This window comes from Stenotrophomonas sp., assembly GCF_035634915.1.
Classification (GTDB): Bacteria; Pseudomonadota; Gammaproteobacteria; order Xanthomonadales; family Xanthomonadaceae; genus Stenotrophomonas.
Genome location: NZ_DASQCB010000009.1, coordinates 324,841 through 342,161, shown reverse-complemented (window position 1 = coordinate 342,161; position 17,321 = coordinate 324,841). Strand labels below are relative to the sequence as shown.

Sequence of the window (17,321 nt, the reverse complement as noted above, 5' to 3'; positions counted from 1 at the left end):
TGGAACCACCCGATCCCATCCCGAACTCGGAAGTGAAACGCAGCTGCGCCGATGGTAGTGTGGCTCAAGCCATGCGAGAGTAGGTCATCGCCAGGGTTTATACCCAAAAACCCCGCTGCTCATGCAGCGGGGTTTTTTCTTTGCCCGAAGATAATCACGCTGCGGGGGAAGCCGCGCGTTGCGCGGTGCCAACCAAGGTTGGCGGCTACCAACAGCGACCCGCGGTAGATCCACGCCATGCGTGGATGGGTCGCAATCAACCGGCGAGAAAGCTGTTGATCACGGCGGCAATCTGCGCCGGATGCTCCATATGCAGGTGGTGGTTGCCCGGGAACACGGCCAGGCGCCCGTCGCGAAGGTGCTGCAGGCGTTCGCTGCGGCCCGGCTCGGGATAGTAGGACTGCGCCGGCGTGGCGTAGATCACCTGCGTGGGGCAGGCAATGGCCTGCAGCAGGTTGTCGATCTGGCCTTCGCTGAGGCGGATGGCCGTGGGCAGCATCAGGCGTGGATCGCTGCACCAGCGGTAACCGCCTTCCACCGGCTCCATGCCACGTTCGACCAGCAGGCGGGCACAGCCTTCGCTGAGCTGGTTGGTCATCATCCGCGCACGGATCGGTGCAGCCAGTACTGGAAACACGCGTAGTTGTTTGCGACCCAGTGCGCGGGTGGCATCCACATGCTCGCGCAGGCGGTCGGCGGTTTCTTCTTCCGGCCCACGCAGGCCGCCCAGGGCTTCGATGGCGATCAGCCGCTCGACGCGATCGCTGACCGCAGCGGTGAGGCTGGCGATGCCCGCGCCCATCGAGTGGCCCATCAGGGTGAAGCGATCCCAGCCCAGCGCGTCGGCGACATCCAGCACATGGATGATGGCTGCCGGCGTGGTGTAGACCGCCCCGGGAGGCAGGTGCGCGCTGTGGCCGTGGCCGGGCAGATCGATGGCCACCAGCTCCACGTCAGCCAGGTGCGCTGCCAACGGCACGAAGCTGGCAGCGTTGTCCAACCATCCATGCAGGGCGAGGACGCGGGTGCCCCCGGGATTGCCGCCACGCAGGCCGGCCACACGCGTGCCATTGATCCCGATCTGGAACGGCTGCAGGCTCATGCCAGCGATGCCACTGCCAGCCGTGCCAGCGCACGGGCGTGTTCGGGTTCGTCGTTCAGGCACGGAATGTAGCGCATCTGCGCGCCGCGCTCGGCAAGGGTTTCAGTGAAGCCCATGGCGACTTCTTCAAGCGTTTCCAGGCAGTCGGTAGCGAAGCCCGGACAGACTACGTCGATCTGCTTCACGCCCGACTCGGCCAGCGCCCACAGGCTGGGTTCGGCATAAGGCTGCAGCCAGCGTTCGCGGCCAAAGCGCGACTGGTAGCCGAGCTGCCACTCGTCTGCGCCCAGGCCCAGTGCCTTGGCAATGGCCTGCGCGCTGGCTTCGCAGCGCTGCGGGTAGGGATCGCCGCCATCGGCCAGGCGTTGCGGGATGCCGTGGAAGGAAAACACCAGCTTCTGCCCGCGGCCATGCTGCTGCCAGTAGCGCTGGATGGAGCCGGCGACGGCCGTGACCCAGTCCGGGTCGACCGAATAGTCCTGCACCAGGCTGATGGTGATGCCGGGATGGCGACGCTGCCAGGCGTCGACGCGATCCTCGATGGACGCCGTGGTGGTGGTCGAATACTGCGGGTACAGCGGCAGAACGACGATGCGGCGCACCCCTTCGGCGGCCAGGCGGTCGAGTTCGGCGGTGAGCGCGGGCGCGCCGTAGCGCATGGCGTGGCGAACCCGCAGCGTTGGCAGCAGGGCCTGCATGGCTTCGGCCAGGCGGCGGGTATGCACCATCAATGGCGAGCCTTCCGGCAGCCACACCAGCGCGTACTTGGCCGCTGAACGACCGCTGCGCAGCGGCAGGATGAGACCGCGCAGCAGCGGCTGCCACAGCAGCGCCGGAATCGAGACCACGCGGGGGTCGGACAGGAATTCAGCCAGGTAACGACGTACGGCGGGAGCCGTCGGCGTCTCGGGCGTGCCTAGGTTGACCGCCAGCACGGCGGTATCGGGTGCGTCGAGCATGTCCGACATTGTCGCCGATCCCGCCCCGCATCGGGACGCGCGGTGTGGAAGGTGTCGATGCCGGGCACCTGCCCGCACGGGCGGCGCTCATTGGATATTCATCACAACGCTACTAATTTCAGTCACTTGCTATATCTTCCTATGGACTGACTTCTGGAGCCCGCCATGCGTCGCCCGATCCAAGCCCTGCTGATCGCCGCCAGCCTGCTGTCCAGCCAGGCCATGGCCGGACCGCAGGAAGACCAGCGCGCCCGCAACGCGGTGCGTGTGCTGGCTGAAATCCAGGAAATTCCCGAGCAGGGCATTCCTGACAAGTTGCTCGACGAAGGCCGCGCGGTCATCGTCATTCCCGACACGATCAAGGCCGGTCTGGTCATCGGTGGCCGTCGTGGCCACGGTCTGATGTCGGTGCGCATGCCCAACGGTGCCTGGTCCAATCCGGTGTTCATCAAGCTCACCGGCGGCAGCATCGGCTTCCAGGCCGGTGTTCAGTCCTCCGACGTGGTGCTGGTGTTCCGCAATGACCGCAGCCTGGACAACCTGGTCAACGGCAAGTTCACCCTGGGCGCCGATGCCGGCGTGGCCGCCGGCCCCGTGGGTCGCAACGCCGCCGCAGCCACCGATGGCCAGCTGAAGGCCGAGATCTGGTCGTGGTCGCGCGCCCGTGGCCTGTTTGCCGGTGTGGCGCTGGATGGCGCGGTGCTGCAGATCGATGATGCCGCCAACCTCGATGCCTACGGCAGCAACACCACGCCGCGGATGATCTTCGAAGGTCGCTCGGCCGGGTCGCCGTCGATGGACGTGGTCGCCTTCCGGGACCGCCTGGAAGAGGCCACCTACGCCGCGCGCAACAACCGCACCGGCAGCGGCAGCACCGCCAGTGCGCCGCCGCCGCGGGCACTGGCGCCTGTTCAGGCACCGGCCCCGGCGCCGGCGCCGGCCGAAGCAACGACCGCCCCGCTGCAGAACGTGCCGCAGAACCCGCCGCCGCAGCAGGGCTTCCAGCCGGTCGGCGACGGTGAGATCCGTACCGAGACCCTGGGCGGCAACTGACTTTCGTCACGCGCGCCGGCTTGCAGCCGGTGCGCTATGCTCGACAGCCTGATCACTACGTAACGAGCGTCTTTATGGGCAGTTTCAGCATCTGGCATTGGTTGATTGTCCTGGCCGTGGTTCTGCTGGTGTTCGGCACCAAGCGGCTGACCAGTGGCGCCAAGGATCTCGGCTCGGCGGTCAAGGAGTTCAAGAAGGGCATGCGCGACGATGACACGCCGTCGGCGCAGCTGGGCGACGAGTCGCGCAGCCAGGACGCCTCGCGCACCGCGCAGGACGAGCACGACCGCAACGCGCGTTGATCCGGAGCGGTTGCGGTGTTTGATATTGGTTTCAGCGAGCTGCTGGTGATCGCGGTGGTCGCGCTGGTGGTGCTCGGTCCCGAGCGCCTGCCGAAGGCGGCCCGCTTTGCCGGCCTGTGGGTGCGACGCGCCCGCAACCAGTGGGATTCGGTGAAGCAGGAACTGGAGCGCGAACTGCAGGCCGAGGACATCAAGCGGCAGATGCAGGACGTGCGGCAGAGCATGCAGGACACCGAAAACCAGCTGCGCGCCAGTGGTGAAGCCGTGCGCCGCGAGGCGGCGCAGGCGCAGCAGCAGGGCGATGCCCTGGCGCAGGAAGTGCGCGCGCCGGCCCCGGCGCAGGTGCCGCCGCATCTGGCCGATGATGTCCCGGCGCCCGCGGCGGAGCAGGAGGTCGCTTCAACACCCCATGCCCCTGCGCAACCGGCCACCCCCGCGCCTGCCGATACCCCCGTGGCCGATGCGCCCGTGCCACCGGAGCGCCAGCCATGAGTGACCATGATTTCGGTGAAAGTTCGCTGGTCGAGCATCTGGTCGAACTGCGCGCGCGCCTGATCCGCGGGCTGCTCGGCTTCGGCGTGGTGCTGCTGGGCCTGCTGCCGTTCACCCAGAAGCTCTACAACGCGCTGGCCGAACCGCTGGTGTCGCAGCTGCCGAACGGGCAGACGATGATTGCCACCAATCCGGCCGGCGCCTTCTTCGCGCCGCTGAAGCTGACCTGCTTCGTGGCCCTGTTCGTGGCCGTGCCGTGGCTGCTGTACCAGCTGTGGGCGTTCGTCGCCCCGGGCCTGTACGCGCGCGAGAAACGCCTGGCGGTGCCGCTGCTGGTGTCGTCGGTACTGCTGTTCTACACCGGCTGCGCGTTCGCCTACTTCCTGGTGCTGCCGGCGGTGTTCCACTTCCTCACCACCTTCAGCCCGGAAGTGATCGCGATCACCCCGGACGCGAATGCCTACCTGGATTTCGTGCTGGCCATTTTCTTTGCCTTCGGCGGCAGTTTCGAACTGCCGGTGGCGATGGTGATCCTGGTGCTGCTGGGCTGGGTCACGCCGCAGCAGTTCAAGGAAGGTCGCGGTTACGCAGTGGTCGGCATCTTCGTGCTGGCGGCGGTGCTGACCCCGCCGGACGTGGTATCGCAGCTGATGCTGGCCATTCCGATGTGCCTGCTGTACGAGCTGGGCATCCACGCCGCACGCTGGCTGGTGCCGTCTGCAGCGGTGAAGAAGCCCGCTGCCTGATACGGGAACGCCGGGCATGGCCCGGCGTTCTTCATTGATCCGTTTCATCCACGCATGGCGTGGATCTACCCAGGTCAGGCGTGGAAGACGTCGTTCTGCGGCGGGGTGGACGGCACCGGCGGGGTGGCGCGGTTGCCACGGTGAACGAACATCTGCTTCCAGGCGGCGTAGACCGCGCCGACGTACAGCGGCATCACCACCGTGGTCAGCACCAGCTGGGCGATGAACGCCGCCGCCAGCGGGCCACCGATCAGCATCGCGATCTGGATGACGATGACGAACAGGATGTAACCGCAGAACGCGGCGATCAGGCCCAGCACCGCGAACACGACCATCGCCACGATGTTCTCGATGCAGCCCTGCAGGCTCAGGCGCAGCGCATGCATGCCGCTCTGCTTGTCGAACACCACCAGTGCCGGCTGGGTGAACATCGCCAGCGACAGGCCGACGGCGGTGACGAACACCAGCAGCAGCCACAGCGCAATGCGCTTGGCCGGCAGGTTGGCCACCAGGTTGGCCGCATCATCCGGACTGATCTGCTGGCCGCTGCGGCTGATCTGCTCCATCCGGGTCATGACCTCGCTGAAGGCGGCAAAGCCTTCGCGGCCGATCATCAGGTACAGCAGCACGCCCAGCAGCAATACGGCCAGCACCTGGATGGCCAGCGGCACCAGCAGGTGGCTGACGCGGTGATCGCGGATCGGCTGCAGCAGGTGCGAGGCCAGACCGGGGCGGCCTTCGTCGATCTCGCCCATGGCGTAGAGCATGCCGCCGAACATCACCGGCGAAATGGCCAGGGTCATCAACTGCACGGCCAGGCCGGCAGCACCGGGGATCAGGGTCGACAGCAGGGTGACCACCCAACTGACCACCAGCCAGGTGAGGCCGATCCGGGCCAGCTGCAGCGGTGCGCGCCGGTACAGCGAGAACGTATCCAGCAACCACTGGGCGCCCGCCGAAGCCGGCAGCTTGCGAATCTCTTTCATGGACATCCGGGAAGGGACAGAAGGGGCCGGGCGGCTGCCCGTGCCGCCGATTATCCCTGTTTTGCGACCGGCTGGGCTGAAGACTGACGGGCCTGGCGGACGAAGCGCCGCAACAGCTGGCGGGCCAGGGGCGCGGCGCTGACCGCGCGTTCGATGCTGCGTGCGCAGCCGCCGTGGCGGCCGATGCAGTCGGCACGGGCACGGATGTAGCCGCGCATGTGGTGGGTGGCGAACTCGGGATGGAACTGCACGCCCCAGGCCTGGTGGCCCCAGCGGAAGGCATGGCAGCCATCCAGCGGTGAGCGCGCCAGCACAGCGGCACCCTCAGGCGCACGCAGCACGGTCTGCAGGTGGGTGGCGTGCGCCGGGAAATGGCTGGGTAGGCCGCTGAACAACGGATCCTCGGCGGCGGCCGGGTCCAGTTCCAGCTCGATCGTGCCCGACTCGCGACCGGCCGGGTTGTAAGCCACTTCACCGCCCAGCGCATGGGCCAGCAGCTGGTGGCCGTAGCAGATGCCGAACACCGGCACGCCGTCATGCGCGGTCGCGCGCAGCCACGCCGCGCTGCGCTCGCTCCATTCGGCGTGGTCGGTGACGTAGGCGGCCGAGCCGGTCACCAGTACGCCGGCGAAGCCGCGGGCGTCAGGCAGGTGATCGCCGTGCTCGACGTCGACCACCACCGTCTCGTGTTCTTCCAGCCCGGCGGCGACGCGGATCCAGTGCGGAAAACGGCCGTAGCGCCGCAGCGAGGGCACCGGGCGGCCGGTTTCAAGGATCAGGAACGGTGCTGGATTCATCCGGGGGCGGCAGGACTGACAGGACTTCCTCGATTGTAGTCAGCCCCTGCGCCACCTTTTCAAGCCCCGCCTGGCGCAGGGTTCGCAGGCCTTCAGCCTGTGCGGCACGGCCGAAAGCGGCCAGATCCATGTCCGCGCGGATCAGCCTGCGCAGCCGCGAACCCAATGGCAGCAGCTCATACAGGCCGATGCGGCCGAGGAAACCGGTGCGCCGGCACTCCAGGCAACCGACCGGCCGACAGGGCGTGGCGGCATCTGGATATGCAGCATGGCTATCAGCCAGCACCGCCCAATCGGACGCGCCAAGGGTGTGCGGCTGCTTGCAGTGCGGGCACAGGGTACGCACCAGGCGCTGGGCCAGGATGCCGTTGATGGTGCTGGCCAGCAGGTAGTGCGGCACGCCGATGTCGAGCAGGCGGGTGATGGCCGAGGCCGCATCGTTGGTGTGCAGGGTGGACAGCACCAGGTGGCCGGTCAGTGACGCCTGCACCGCCATCTGCGCGGTCTCCAGGTCGCGGATCTCGCCGATCATGATGATGTCCGGGTCCTGCCGCAGCAGGGTGCGCACGCCGCTGGCGAAGTCCAGGTCGATGTTGGCCTGCACCTGCATCTGGTTGAACTCCGGCGAGATCATCTCGATCGGGTCTTCCACCGTGCACACGTTCACATCCGGAGTGGCCAGCCGCTTCAGGGTGGAATACAGGGTGGTGGTCTTGCCCGAACCGGTCGGGCCGGTGACCAGCACGATGCCGTGCGGGCGCTCGACCAGCGCGTTCCAGCCGGCCGCTTCCTGCGGGCTGAAGCCGAGCTGGTCGATGCTCTTGAAGGCCGCATCGGGGTCGAAGATGCGCATCACGCACTTCTCGCCGAAGGCGGTGGGCATGGTCGACAGGCGCATTTCGACCTCGCGCCCGCCTGGCGAGCGGGTCTTGATGCGGCCATCCTGCGGGCGGCGGCGCTCGGCCAGGTCCATGCGCCCCAGCACCTTGATGCGGCTGACCACGGCGGTCATCACCGCCGGTGGCACCTCGAACACCTTGTGCAGCACGCCGTCGATGCGGAAGCGCATGCGCCCCATCTCGCGGCGCGGTTCCAGATGGATGTCCGAAGCGCGCTGTTCATAGGCGTACTGCAGCAGCCAGTCGACGATGTGGACGATGTGCTGGTCGTCGGCATTGACGTCACCGGCGCGGCCCAGCTCGACCAGCTGTTCGAAGCTGGGCAGGGTGGCGTTGGCTTCACCGCGCACGTCGCCGCGGGCCCCGCGCACCGAGCGGGTGACCCCGAAGAACTCCATGGTGTAGCGGTGCAGGTCCAGCGGGTTGACCATCGCCAGCTCGATCTGGCGCCGGGTCAGGTGCTGCAGGTCGCGGCGCCATTCCTGCGCCAGCGGCTCGCTGGTGGCCACCAGCACGCGTTCGGCATCAACGGCCAACGGCAGGAAACGGTGGCGGCGGGCATAGGCGTGCGAGGCCACGGCGGTGACCGAGGCGACGTCGACGCGGGTCGGGTCGATGCGCAGGTAGCGGCAGCCGGTGCGCCGGGCCAGCCATTCGGTCAGCCGTTCCAGGCTCAGCTCGCCGCCCTCGCTGGCGGCCAGCTTGAGGTTGGACAGCAGCACCAGCGGGTGCACTTCGCTGGCGTTGCGCGCGCCCTGTGCGGAAAAGCGCACGCGGTCGCGGTCACGTTCGGCGATCAGGCCATCGGCCAGTGCGGCAGCGGCCACCTGCTCGAACTGCAGGCGCCCTGGTGGCAACGGGGCGGGTGCCCCGGGCGTGCCTGCCGGCAGCCGGTGTTCCATCTGCCTGCTCCTCCCGGGTACGGAATGCCCCGCAGGTCGGCCGTTATACTAGCGCACCCCTCTGCCGGCCAAGAATCGTCCGCATGTCCGCGACCCCGACCGTTCCGATCACCTTCCAGGGCCTGATCCAGACCCTGAACCAGTTCTGGGCCCAGCAGGGCTGCGTGCTCATCCAGCCGCTCGACCTGGAGGTGGGCGCCGGTACGTTCCACCCGGCCACCTTCCTGCGCGCGATCGGCCCGGAAGGCTGGAACGCGGCCTACGTGCAGCCGTCGCGCCGCCCGACCGACGGCCGCTACGGCGAGAACCCGAACCGCCTGCAGCGCTACTACCAGTACCAGGTGGCGATGAAGCCGGCGCCGGACAACATCCAGCAGCTGTACCTGGATTCGCTGAAGGCGCTGGGCATCGACCCGCTGGTGCACGACCTGCGTTTCGTCGAGGACAACTGGGAATCGCCGACCCTGGGCGCCTGGGGCCTGGGCTGGGAAGTCTGGCTCAACGGCATGGAGGTGACCCAGTTCACCTACTTCCAGCAGGCCGGTGGCCTGGAATGCCGCCCGGTGCTGGGCGAGATCACCTACGGTCTCGAGCGCCTGTGCATGTACCTGCAGAACTGCGACAACGTCTATGACCTGGTCTGGACCTATGGCCCGGACGGCCAGCCGGTGACCTACGGCGACGTGTACCACCAGAACGAGGTGGAGCAGAGCACCTACAACTTCGAACACGCCGACGTGGAAGAACTGTTCCACCGCTTCGACGCGTGCGAGCGCGAGGCGCAGAAGCTGGTGGAAGTGAATCTGCCGCTGCCGGCCTACGAACAGGTGATGAAGGCCAGCCATACCTTCAACCTGCTCGATGCGCGCCGCGCGATCAGCGTGACCGAACGCCAGCGCTACATCCTGCGCGTGCGCGCGCTGGCCCAGGCGGTGGCCAAGGCCTATTACGAGCAGCGCGAGAAGCTGGGCTTCCCGGGCGCGAAGAAGGCCTGACGGCCTCGCTGCTTTTCATCACCCCATTGCCCCGGGGCGCCGGCCGCGTCGCGCGCTGCGCCCCCACCACAGGATTGAAACGATGAGCCAACTGTCCCCCCTGCTGATCGAACTGGGCACCGAGGAGTTGCCGGTCAAGGCGCTGCCGGGCCTGGCCCAGGCCTTCTTCGATGGCGTTGTCGACGGCCTGCGCAAGCGCGGCGTCGAACTGGAACTGGGCGATGCGCGCCCGCTGTCGACCCCGCGCCGCCTGGCCGTGCTGCTGCCCGGCGTGGGCCTGGAACAGCCGGAACAGCGCAGTGAAGTGCTGGGCCCGTACCTGAACATCGCGCTGGATGCCGAGGGCCAGCCGACCAAGGCCCTGCAGGGCTTCGCCGCCAAGGCCGGGATCGACTGGACCGCGCTGGAGAAGACCAGCGACAACAAGGGTGAACGCTTCGTGCACCGTGCGGTGAGCCCGGGTGCGCGCACCGCCGCGCTGCTGCCCGAGATCCTGCGCGAGGCCATCGCCGCGATGCCGATTCCCAAGCCGATGCGCTGGGGCGACCACGACTGGGGCTTTGCCCGCCCGGCGCACTGGCTGGTGCTGCTGCACGGTGCCGACGTGGTCGAGGCCGAGCTGTTCGGCCTGAAGGCCGACCGCATGAGCCGTGGCCACCGCTTCCACCATGACAAGACCGTGTGGCTGAGCCAGCCGCAGGATTACGTCGAATCGCTGCGCGCGGCCAAGGTGCTGGTCGATCCGGCCGAGCGCCGCGCGCGCATCGTTGCCGAGGTCGAGGCCGCTGCTGGCCAGGCCGGTGGCAGCGCCCGCATCACCGAAGACAACCTGGAGCAGGTGGTGAACCTGGTCGAGTGGCCGTCGGCCGTGCTGTGCAGCTTCGAGCGCGCGTTCCTGGCCGTGCCGCAGGAAGCGCTGATCGAGACGATGGAGATCAACCAGAAGTTCTTCCCGGTGCTGGATGACAGCGGCAAGCTGACCGAGAAATTCATCGGCATCGCCAACATCGAATCGAAGGATGTGGCCGAAGTGGCCAAGGGCTACGAGCGCGTGATCCGCCCGCGCTTCGCCGATGCCAAGTTCTTCTTCGATGAAGACCTGAAGCAGGGCCTGGAATCGATGGGCGACGGCCTGAAGACGGTGACGTACCAGGCCAAGCTGGGCAGCGTGGCCGACAAGGTGGCACGCGTGGTGGCCCTGGCCGAGGTGATCGCGCCGCAGGTCGGTGCCGACCCGGTGCTGGCCAAGCGTGCCGCGCAGCTGGCCAAGAACGACCTGCAGTCGCGCATGGTCAATGAATTCCCGGAACTGCAGGGCATCGCCGGCCGCCACTACGCGGTGGCCGGTGGCGAATCGCCGGAGGTGGCGCTGGCCATCGACGAGGCCTACCAGCCGCGCTTCGGTGGCGATGACATCGCGCTGTCGCCGCTGGGCAAGGTGCTGGCCATTGCCGAGCGCGTGGACACCCTGGCCGGCGGTTTCGCCGCGGGCCTGAAGCCGACCGGCAACAAGGATCCGTTCGCCCTGCGCCGCAACGCGCTGGGCCTGGCCCGCACGATCATCGAGAGCGGCTTCGAGCTGGATCTGCGCGCGCTGCTGGCCAGTGCCAACGCCGGCCTGGCCGCGCGCAACGTGCAGGCCGAGGTCGGCGAGCTGTACGACTTCATCCTCGACCGCCTGAAGGGCTACTACGCCGACAAGGGCGTGCCGGCCACGCACTTCAACGCGGTGGCGGAGCTGAAGCCGGCCTCGCTCTATGACTTCGACCGCCGCCTTGACGCAATCGGCACGTTTGCCGCGCTGCCGGAAGCTGAAGCGCTGGCTGCGGCCAACAAGCGCATCCGCAACATCCTGCGCAAGGCCGAGGCCGACATCCCGGGCCAGATCGATGCGTCGCTGCTGCAGGAAGACGCCGAGCGCGCGCTGGCCGAAGCCGTTACTGCGGCCATCGACGACACCGGCGCCAGCCTGCACCAGAAGGATTACGTGGCCGTGCTGGCGCGCCTGGCCCGCCTGCGTCCGCAGGTCGATGCGTTCTTCGATGGCGTGATGGTCAATGCCGAAGACCCGGCGCTGCGTGGCAACCGCCTGGCGCTGCTGACGATGCTGGGCGAGCGCCTGGGCAAAGTCGCGGCGATCGAGCATCTGTCGAGCTGACGGGGGACGGCCCCCCATCCACGCATGGCGTGGATCTACTGGAACAGGTAGCGCCGGGCCATGCCCGGCGTTGTCGTTTTCGTGCCGATGACGCGCACAAAGCGGCGTATTTTGACTGCCACTTAACAACCGATCCCCATTCGCGCGCTGCATTTCGCATCGTCACGCGTGGTCGGTATGCTGTGCCGCATGCAGCCAAAGAAATACGCCCTCCCGCTGATGGTCCTGACCCTGGCCACCACCTCCGTGGTCCATGCGCGCGGCACCATCGACAAGGTGGACATCAAGGGACTGGACAAGGGCGACGACGCCGCGATCATCGAGAACATCCAGGAATCGCTGTCGCTGTACGACACCATCGGCAAGGAACAGGGCGAGTCGCGGCTGGAATACCTGCTGTCGCAGGCCGAGCGGCAGACCCGCGAGGCGCTGGAGCCGTTCGGTTACTACAATCCGGTGATCACCGTGGAAGCGCCCCGCCAGGACGAGCGCGTGCAGGTGCATATCCGGGTGGAGAAGGGCGAACCGGTGCGGGTGCGCCGCGAGCACATCGACATCACCGGCCCGGCAATGTACGACCAGTACCTGCAGGACGATATCGCTGCGTTCAAGCCGCGCAAGGGCCAGCGCTTCGAGCACACGCAGTACGAAGCCAGCAAGATCACCATCACCCGACGCCTGGCCGAGCGTGGTTACTTCGATGCTGACTACACCCAGCGCCAGGTGCAGATCACCCGCGCGGAAAACGCGGCCGACATCGACCTGACCTGGGACAGCGGCCGCCGCTACAACATGGGCCCGGTGACCTTCGAGCAGGATTACTTCGTCGACAAGCTGTTCGACCCGCTGGTGTACTGGGAACAGGGCAGCTATTTCCACGAAGGCAAGCTGGACCGCCTGCGCGAATCGCTGACCAAGCTCGACTACTTCAGTGTGATCGACATCCAGCCGCGGCCGGACCAGGCCGACGAGAACGGCGAAGTGCCGGTGGACGTGAAGCTGACCCGGGCCAAGCGCACCATCTACACCTCGGGCCTGAGCTACGGCAGCGAGAGCGGCGCGGGTGTGCGCGGCGGTATCGAGCGGCGCTACGTGAACAGCCGCGGCCACAAGATGAACACCCAGCTGGACTATGCGCAGAAGCGCAAGAGCCTGACCAGCACCTACCGCGTGCCGGCGTTCAAGTGGCTGGACGGCTGGTACGGCTTCACCGCCAGTGCCTACGACGAACAGACCGATTACATCGACCTGCGCAACTTCAAGCTGATCGCCAGCCGCAGCGGGCAGATCAACGAGCACTGGACCGCCATCGCCTCGATGAACGCGCTGCGCGAGCGCTGGCGCTATGCCTCGGGCACCGAGTTCACCAACGCGGTCTACAACACCTCGACCCTGGTCTACCCGCAGCTGGTGGCCGACTACGTCAACGTCGACGATCCGCTGTTCCCGCGCAGCGGCGTCAGCGGCACCGCCACCCTGCGCGGCGGCATCGAGGGCGCCGGTTCGGATACCAGCTTCGTGCAGGCCAATGCCGTGCTGCGCTGGTACATCCCGGTGGGACAGAGCGACCGCCTTATCCTGCGCGGTGAAGGTGGCACCACGTGGACCAGTGACCTGGTGGCGATGCCGCCGAGCCTGCGCTACTTCGCCGGTGGTGACCGCAGCATCCGCGGCTATGCCTTCCGTGAAGTGGGCCCGCGCACACCGGCCCCGGACAAGTACGCGCTGGGTGCGAAGAACCTGGTGGTCGGTTCGGCCGAGTACGAGCATTACTTCAATGGCGGCCCGTGGGGCGCGGCGGTGTTCGTGGACACCGGCAGCGCGTTCGACAACACCATCGACCTGCACACCGGCGTGGGCTTCGGCGTGCGCTGGAAATCGCCGGTGGGCCCGGTGCGCGTGGATATCGCGCACGGCCTGAACAACCCGGATTCGCAGTTCCAGCTGTACCTGAACATCGGAGCGGACCTGTGAGCGCGCAGACCCCGGACACCCGCACCCCGCCGCCGCCACGCGTGCGTTTCTACCGCCGCCGCCGCTTCTGGGCGTGGTCGGGCGTGGGCGTGCTGGGCCTGGTGCTGCTGGCCCTGCTGGCGGTGTACTGGCTGCTGCAGACCGTGGCCGGCCGCGATGTGCTGCTGGCGCAGGTGGTGGCGCGGCTGCCGGTGGGTGCCAGTTTCACCTGGGACAAGGTGGATGGCCCGGTCGCCGGGCCGCTGACCCTGTACAACGTCGATTTCCGCTACGACGACATCCATTTCCACGCCGAGCGCGCACACCTGGAGCCGGACCTGCGCCCGCTGCTGGGCCGCAAGCTGCTGCTGGACAGGCTGGAACTGACCAATGCCACGCTCAATCTGGCCAAGAGCGACGAGCCTTTCACGCTGCCGTCGTGGCCCGACTCGCTGCCGCAGATCGAGATGCCACTGGCCATCCAGGCCGATGCCATTGCCATCGATGGGTTCCGCATCAGCCAGGCCAATGAGCCGGTGATCGACATCGCCCGCGTGCGCGGCGGCATCGAAATCGCCAACGGCGAATTCCAGGCGCGGACGCTGGTCGTGGACAGCGACATGGGCAACTTCACCGCCCAGGGCCGCTACATCCCGGCCAAGGACTACGACACCGACGTGACCGTGACCGCCGTGCTGCCGGCACCGCGCGGGCGCACCGCTGCCAGCCTCGGCCTGGTCGCACGCGGCAACCTGGCGCACATGGAGGTGGGCGTGGCTGGCCGCGCACCGCAGCCGCTGAAGGCGATGCTGGTGTTCGACGGCCGCACCGACCCGACCTGGAATGCCACGGTCCGCAGCGATGAGCTGGACCTGGCGCTGCTGTCGCCAGCGCTGGCTGCCTCGGGCATCGCGCCGCTGGCGCTGGATTTCACCGCTGCGGGCAAGGGCGGCACCGCCAACCTGCATGGCCGGGTGAAGCAGGGCGAGCAGGAACTGGAACTGGCACCGTCGGTGGTTTCGCTGCAGGACCAGGTGCTGAAGGTCTCGCCGCTGGTGGTGAAGGGCCTGGGCGGCGAAGCACGCCTGCAGGGCACCGCTGATTTCAGCCAGGAAGACCGGCAGACCCTGAATTTCTCGGTCGTCGCGCAGAACCTGACCTGGGTGCCGGCGCCCGACCCGAACACCGCTGGCAGCGCACCGGTACCGGTGACCCTGAAGGAAGCGCGCTTCGGCCTGGCCGGCACGCTGCAGGCGTGGGCGGCAATTGGCCGTGCCGACGTGCAGCGCGAGGAACAGAAGGCACAGCTGCGCTTCGATGTACGCGGCAATGACAAGGCGGCGCAGATCCATCAGCTGCAGGCGCAGACCCCGGGTGGCCAGCTGCAGGTGGAAGGCCAGGTGGCCTGGTCGCCGCAGCTGGACTGGGATGCCAAGGCCACGCTGAAGGACTTCGACCCGGGCTATTTCGCACCGGGCTGGAACGGTCGCCTGTCCGGCAACGTCGCTTCCAAGGGCCAGCAGCTGCCGCCACCGGCCAATGCGCCGGCCGGCGCCGCCGGTACGCTGCAGGCGACGCTGGACCTGCCCTCGCTGAAGGGCACGCTGCGCCAGCGCAACGTCGATGCCCAGGGCAAGTTCGCCCTGCAGGGCGAACAGGGCCAGGGCGAGCTGAAGCTGACCGTGGGCAGCAGCCGGGTGACCGCGTCGGGCAAGGTGGGCGATCGCCTGGACATCGATGCGCGCTTCGAGCCGCTGCAGCTGAGCGATCTGCTGCCCGGCGCCGATGGCGGCCTGCGCGGCCAGGTGCAGGTGAAGGGCCCGCGCGATGCGCCGGACATCAGCGCCGACCTGGTCGGCAACAACCTCAACTGGGATGGCTACGGTGCTGAAAGCCTGAGCATCAAGGGCCATCTGCCGTGGCGTGGCGACAGCGGTACGCTGGCGGTGCAGGGCCAGCAGGTCAACGCCGGCATGCTGCTGGAGCGCCTGAACGTGGACGCGCAGGGCAGCGCTTCCAACCTGCGCCTGGCCGCACAGACCCACAACGAGATGGGCGCGATCGACCTGCAGGGCAGCGTGCGCCAGCAGGGCACGCAGTGGCGCGGTGAACTGTCCGCGCTGCGCATCGCGCCGATGAAGGGCGATGCGTGGTCGCTGCGTGCACCGGCGGCGTTCGCCATCAATGGCGGCACGTACACCTTGTCCGAGGCCTGCCTGACCACCACCGGCAACGGCGCGCTGTGTGCGCAGGCCAACTGGCCGCGCGAGGGCGTGGTGGTGCGCAGCGATGCGCTGCCGCTGTCACTGGTGCAGCCGTGGCTGCCGCCGCAGTCCGGCCGTCGCATCTACCTGCGCGGGGATGTCAGCCTGGATGCGCAGATCCGCCCGCGCGCCAATGCCTGGGAAGGCCACGTGGAAGTGCGTTCGAAGGAAGGCGGCGTGCGCCTGGGCGAGGTCCGCAACGCCGGCAGCGACAGCACCCGCGGAGAGCTGGTGCGCTACGACCAGTTCTCGCTGAAGCTGGACATGACCCCGGCCAGCATCAAGGGCTACCTGGGCATGGGCTTCCAGGGCAACGGCTTCGTCGATGCGAAGATGCAGACCGGCTGGGAAGCCAGTGCGCCGTTGAACGGCGAGCTCTATCTCAACATGTCGCGGCTGTACTGGCTGGAGCTGTTCTCGCCGGATATCGTGCGCCCCACCGGCCTGATCGAGGGCCACGTGAGCCTGCGCGGCACGCGCGGCCAGCCTTCGCTGGGCGGCGATGCAACGCTGAGCAACTTCAAGGGCGAGTTCCCGGCACTGGGCCTGACCTTCGACCAGGGCAAGGGTAGCTTCGTCGCCCAGCCCGATGGTTCGGCCAAGATCACCGCGCAGGCCAATTCGGGGCAGGGCACGCTGTATGTCGACGGTGGCCTGTCCTGGTTCGGCGATGCGCAGCCGCTGCAGCTGAAGATCCACGGCGAGAACGTGCTGGTATCCAACACCAGCGAACTGCGCATCGTCGCCAATCCCAATCTCGACTTCACCCTGGCCAAGGCGGCGATGGAGCTGCGCGGCACCGTCAACGTGCCCGAGGCCGACATCGACCTGGAACGCCTGGACCGTGGCACCTCGGTGTCCGAGGACGTGGTGGTGCTGGACCCGGCCGACCCGGAAGAGTCGCGCACTTCGCCGCTGGACATGGACCTGACCGTGAGCCTGGGCGACAAGGTGAAGATGACCGGTTTCGGCCTGAAGGGCGGGCTGACCGGCAAGATGCAGGTCTGGGCCAAGCCCGGCCGCGAGATGACCGCCAACGGCGGGCTTGAAGTGAGCGGCCGCTACAAGGCCTATGGCCAGGATCTGACCATCACCCGCGGCAACCTCAATTGGAACTACAACGCGGTCTCCGATCCGCGCATCAACATCCGCGCCGAGCGCCGCATCGGTGATGTCACCGCCGGCATCGACGTGACCGGCCGCGCGCAGCAGCCGCGCGCGGATGTGTGGTCCGATCCGGCGATGTCGCAGTCCGAAGCACTGGCCTACCTGGTGCTGGGCCGCAGCCTGACCAATGCCAGCACCGACCAGACCCAGCAGGTCACCGCGGCCTCGGCGGCGCTGTCGGCCGGCAGCGGGCTGCTGGCCTCGCAGCTGGGCGCCAAGCTGGGCCTGGACGATGCCGGCGTGAGCCAGTCGCGCGCGCTGGGCGGTTCGGTGATTGGTTTTGGCAAATACATCTCGCCCAAGCTGTATGTCGGCTATGGCGTATCGATGGTGGGCGCCGGTTCGGTGCTGACCCTGAAGTACCTGCTGCGCCGCGGCTTCGATGTGGAAGTGGAATCGAGCACGGTGGAAAACCGTGGCTCGCTGAACTGGCGTCGCGAGAAGTGACCCGGTCGGGGTCAGAGCCCTTTGCGGTGCAAAGGAATCTGACCCCCAGCGGGAAGTAGAGCCACGCCATGCGTGGCTGCGCCGGGGCCACCAGACCGG

General features: G+C 67.8%; 13 protein-coding genes and 1 rRNA gene. 9 read left to right on the top strand and 5 right to left on the bottom strand.

Annotation, left to right across the window (positions count from 1 at the left end; all coding sequences use genetic code 11):
- A 5S ribosomal RNA gene (gene rrf, locus VER16_RS07825) occupies positions 1-96 on the top strand; the annotation flags it as partial.
- Between the two features lie 160 nt (positions 97-256).
- Here the strand turns inward: rrf and VER16_RS07820 are convergent.
- A complete protein-coding gene (locus tag VER16_RS07820; protein WP_324806912.1) occupies positions 257-1,102 on the bottom strand; it encodes an alpha/beta hydrolase in 846 nt (281 codons plus the stop codon).
- Positions 1,099-2,061 carry a ferrochelatase gene (gene hemH / locus VER16_RS07815; RefSeq protein WP_324806933.1) on the bottom strand — a complete coding sequence of 321 codons (963 nt, stop codon included), beginning with the start codon at positions 2,059-2,061 and terminating at the stop codon, positions 1,099-1,101. The genes VER16_RS07820 and hemH overlap by 4 nt, the downstream gene beginning before the upstream one ends.
- 165 nt (positions 2,062-2,226) lie before the next feature.
- Between hemH and VER16_RS07810 the strand changes: the two genes are divergently transcribed.
- From VER16_RS07810 to tatC, 4 genes are all read left to right on the top strand, one after another.
- The gene (locus VER16_RS07810; RefSeq protein WP_324806910.1) at positions 2,227-3,114 is read left to right on the top strand and encodes a lipid-binding SYLF domain-containing protein; all 888 of its coding nucleotides are present in this window, start codon (positions 2,227-2,229) and stop codon (positions 3,112-3,114) included.
- Between the two features lie 74 nt (positions 3,115-3,188).
- Complete coding sequence (tatA, locus tag VER16_RS07805; RefSeq protein ID WP_324806908.1) at positions 3,189-3,416, top strand: Sec-independent protein translocase subunit TatA; 228 nt, start codon at positions 3,189-3,191, stop codon at positions 3,414-3,416.
- Between the two features lie 15 nt (positions 3,417-3,431).
- Positions 3,432-3,908: a Sec-independent protein translocase protein TatB gene (gene tatB / locus VER16_RS07800; protein ID WP_324806906.1), complete on the top strand. Its 477-nt coding sequence runs from the start codon at positions 3,432-3,434 to the stop codon at positions 3,906-3,908.
- Complete coding sequence (tatC, locus tag VER16_RS07795) at positions 3,905-4,654, top strand: twin-arginine translocase subunit TatC (RefSeq protein ID WP_108770512.1); 750 nt, start codon at positions 3,905-3,907, stop codon at positions 4,652-4,654. The genes tatB and tatC overlap by 4 nt, the downstream gene beginning before the upstream one ends.
- A 74-nt stretch (positions 4,655-4,728) precedes the next feature.
- On the opposite strand, the gene VER16_RS07790 is transcribed toward tatC, so the two are convergent.
- From VER16_RS07790 to VER16_RS07780, 3 genes are read right to left on the bottom strand one after another with little or no spacing between them, the layout of a single operon-like run.
- Positions 4,729-5,640, bottom strand: coding sequence for a BPSS1780 family membrane protein (locus VER16_RS07790; protein ID WP_324806903.1), 912 nt, complete (start codon positions 5,638-5,640; stop codon positions 4,729-4,731).
- Positions 5,641-5,690: 50 nt separating this feature from the next.
- On the bottom strand, positions 5,691-6,437 hold the full coding sequence (locus VER16_RS07785; RefSeq protein ID WP_324806901.1) for a glutamine amidotransferase: 747 nt from the start codon (positions 6,435-6,437) through the stop codon (positions 5,691-5,693).
- The gene (locus VER16_RS07780; RefSeq protein WP_324806899.1) at positions 6,409-8,238 is read right to left on the bottom strand and encodes a GspE/PulE family protein; all 1,830 of its coding nucleotides are present in this window, start codon (positions 8,236-8,238) and stop codon (positions 6,409-6,411) included. The genes VER16_RS07785 and VER16_RS07780 overlap by 29 nt, the downstream gene beginning before the upstream one ends.
- Before the next feature lie 83 nt (positions 8,239-8,321).
- On the opposite strand from VER16_RS07780, the gene glyQ reads away from it, so the two are divergent.
- From glyQ to VER16_RS07760, 4 genes are all read left to right on the top strand, one after another.
- Entirely contained in the window at positions 8,322-9,233 is a 912-nt protein-coding gene (gene glyQ / locus VER16_RS07775) for a glycine--tRNA ligase subunit alpha (protein ID WP_108754631.1), read from the top strand.
- A gap of 82 nt (positions 9,234-9,315) precedes the next feature.
- Positions 9,316-11,391, top strand: coding sequence for a glycine--tRNA ligase subunit beta (gene glyS / locus VER16_RS07770; RefSeq protein WP_324806897.1), 2,076 nt, complete (start codon positions 9,316-9,318; stop codon positions 11,389-11,391).
- 177 nt (positions 11,392-11,568) lie between these two features.
- Complete coding sequence (locus VER16_RS07765) at positions 11,569-13,365, top strand: autotransporter assembly complex family protein (protein WP_324806896.1); 1,797 nt, start codon at positions 11,569-11,571, stop codon at positions 13,363-13,365.
- On the top strand, positions 13,362-17,222 hold the full coding sequence (locus VER16_RS07760; RefSeq protein ID WP_324806894.1) for a translocation/assembly module TamB domain-containing protein: 3,861 nt from the start codon (positions 13,362-13,364) through the stop codon (positions 17,220-17,222). Before VER16_RS07765 ends, VER16_RS07760 begins: the two co-directional genes overlap by 4 nt.
- Positions 17,223-17,321 lie beyond the last annotated feature (99 nt).

Bases quoted from the DNA above. Each gene is read 5' to 3' on its own strand.
- VER16_RS07820 (WP_324806912.1), bottom strand. From the start codon at position 1,102: ATGAGCCTGCAGCCGTTCCAGATCGGGATCAATGGCACGCGTGTGGCC.
- hemH (WP_324806933.1), bottom strand. From the start codon at position 2,061: ATGCTCGACGCACCCGATACCGCCGTGCTGGCGGTCAACCTAGGCACG.
- VER16_RS07810 (WP_324806910.1), top strand. From the start codon at position 2,227: ATGCGTCGCCCGATCCAAGCCCTGCTGATCGCCGCCAGCCTGCTGTCC.
- tatA (WP_324806908.1), top strand. From the start codon at position 3,189: ATGGGCAGTTTCAGCATCTGGCATTGGTTGATTGTCCTGGCCGTGGTT.
- tatC (WP_108770512.1), top strand. From the start codon at position 3,905: ATGAGTGACCATGATTTCGGTGAAAGTTCGCTGGTCGAGCATCTGGTC.
- VER16_RS07790 (WP_324806903.1), bottom strand. From the start codon at position 5,640: ATGAAAGAGATTCGCAAGCTGCCGGCTTCGGCGGGCGCCCAGTGGTTG.
- VER16_RS07785 (WP_324806901.1), bottom strand. From the start codon at position 6,437: ATGAATCCAGCACCGTTCCTGATCCTTGAAACCGGCCGCCCGGTGCCC.
- VER16_RS07780 (WP_324806899.1), bottom strand. From the start codon at position 8,238: ATGGAACACCGGCTGCCGGCAGGCACGCCCGGGGCACCCGCCCCGTTG.
- glyQ (WP_108754631.1), top strand. From the start codon at position 8,322: ATGTCCGCGACCCCGACCGTTCCGATCACCTTCCAGGGCCTGATCCAG.
- glyS (WP_324806897.1), top strand. From the start codon at position 9,316: ATGAGCCAACTGTCCCCCCTGCTGATCGAACTGGGCACCGAGGAGTTG.
- VER16_RS07765 (WP_324806896.1), top strand. From the start codon at position 11,569: ATGCTGTGCCGCATGCAGCCAAAGAAATACGCCCTCCCGCTGATGGTC.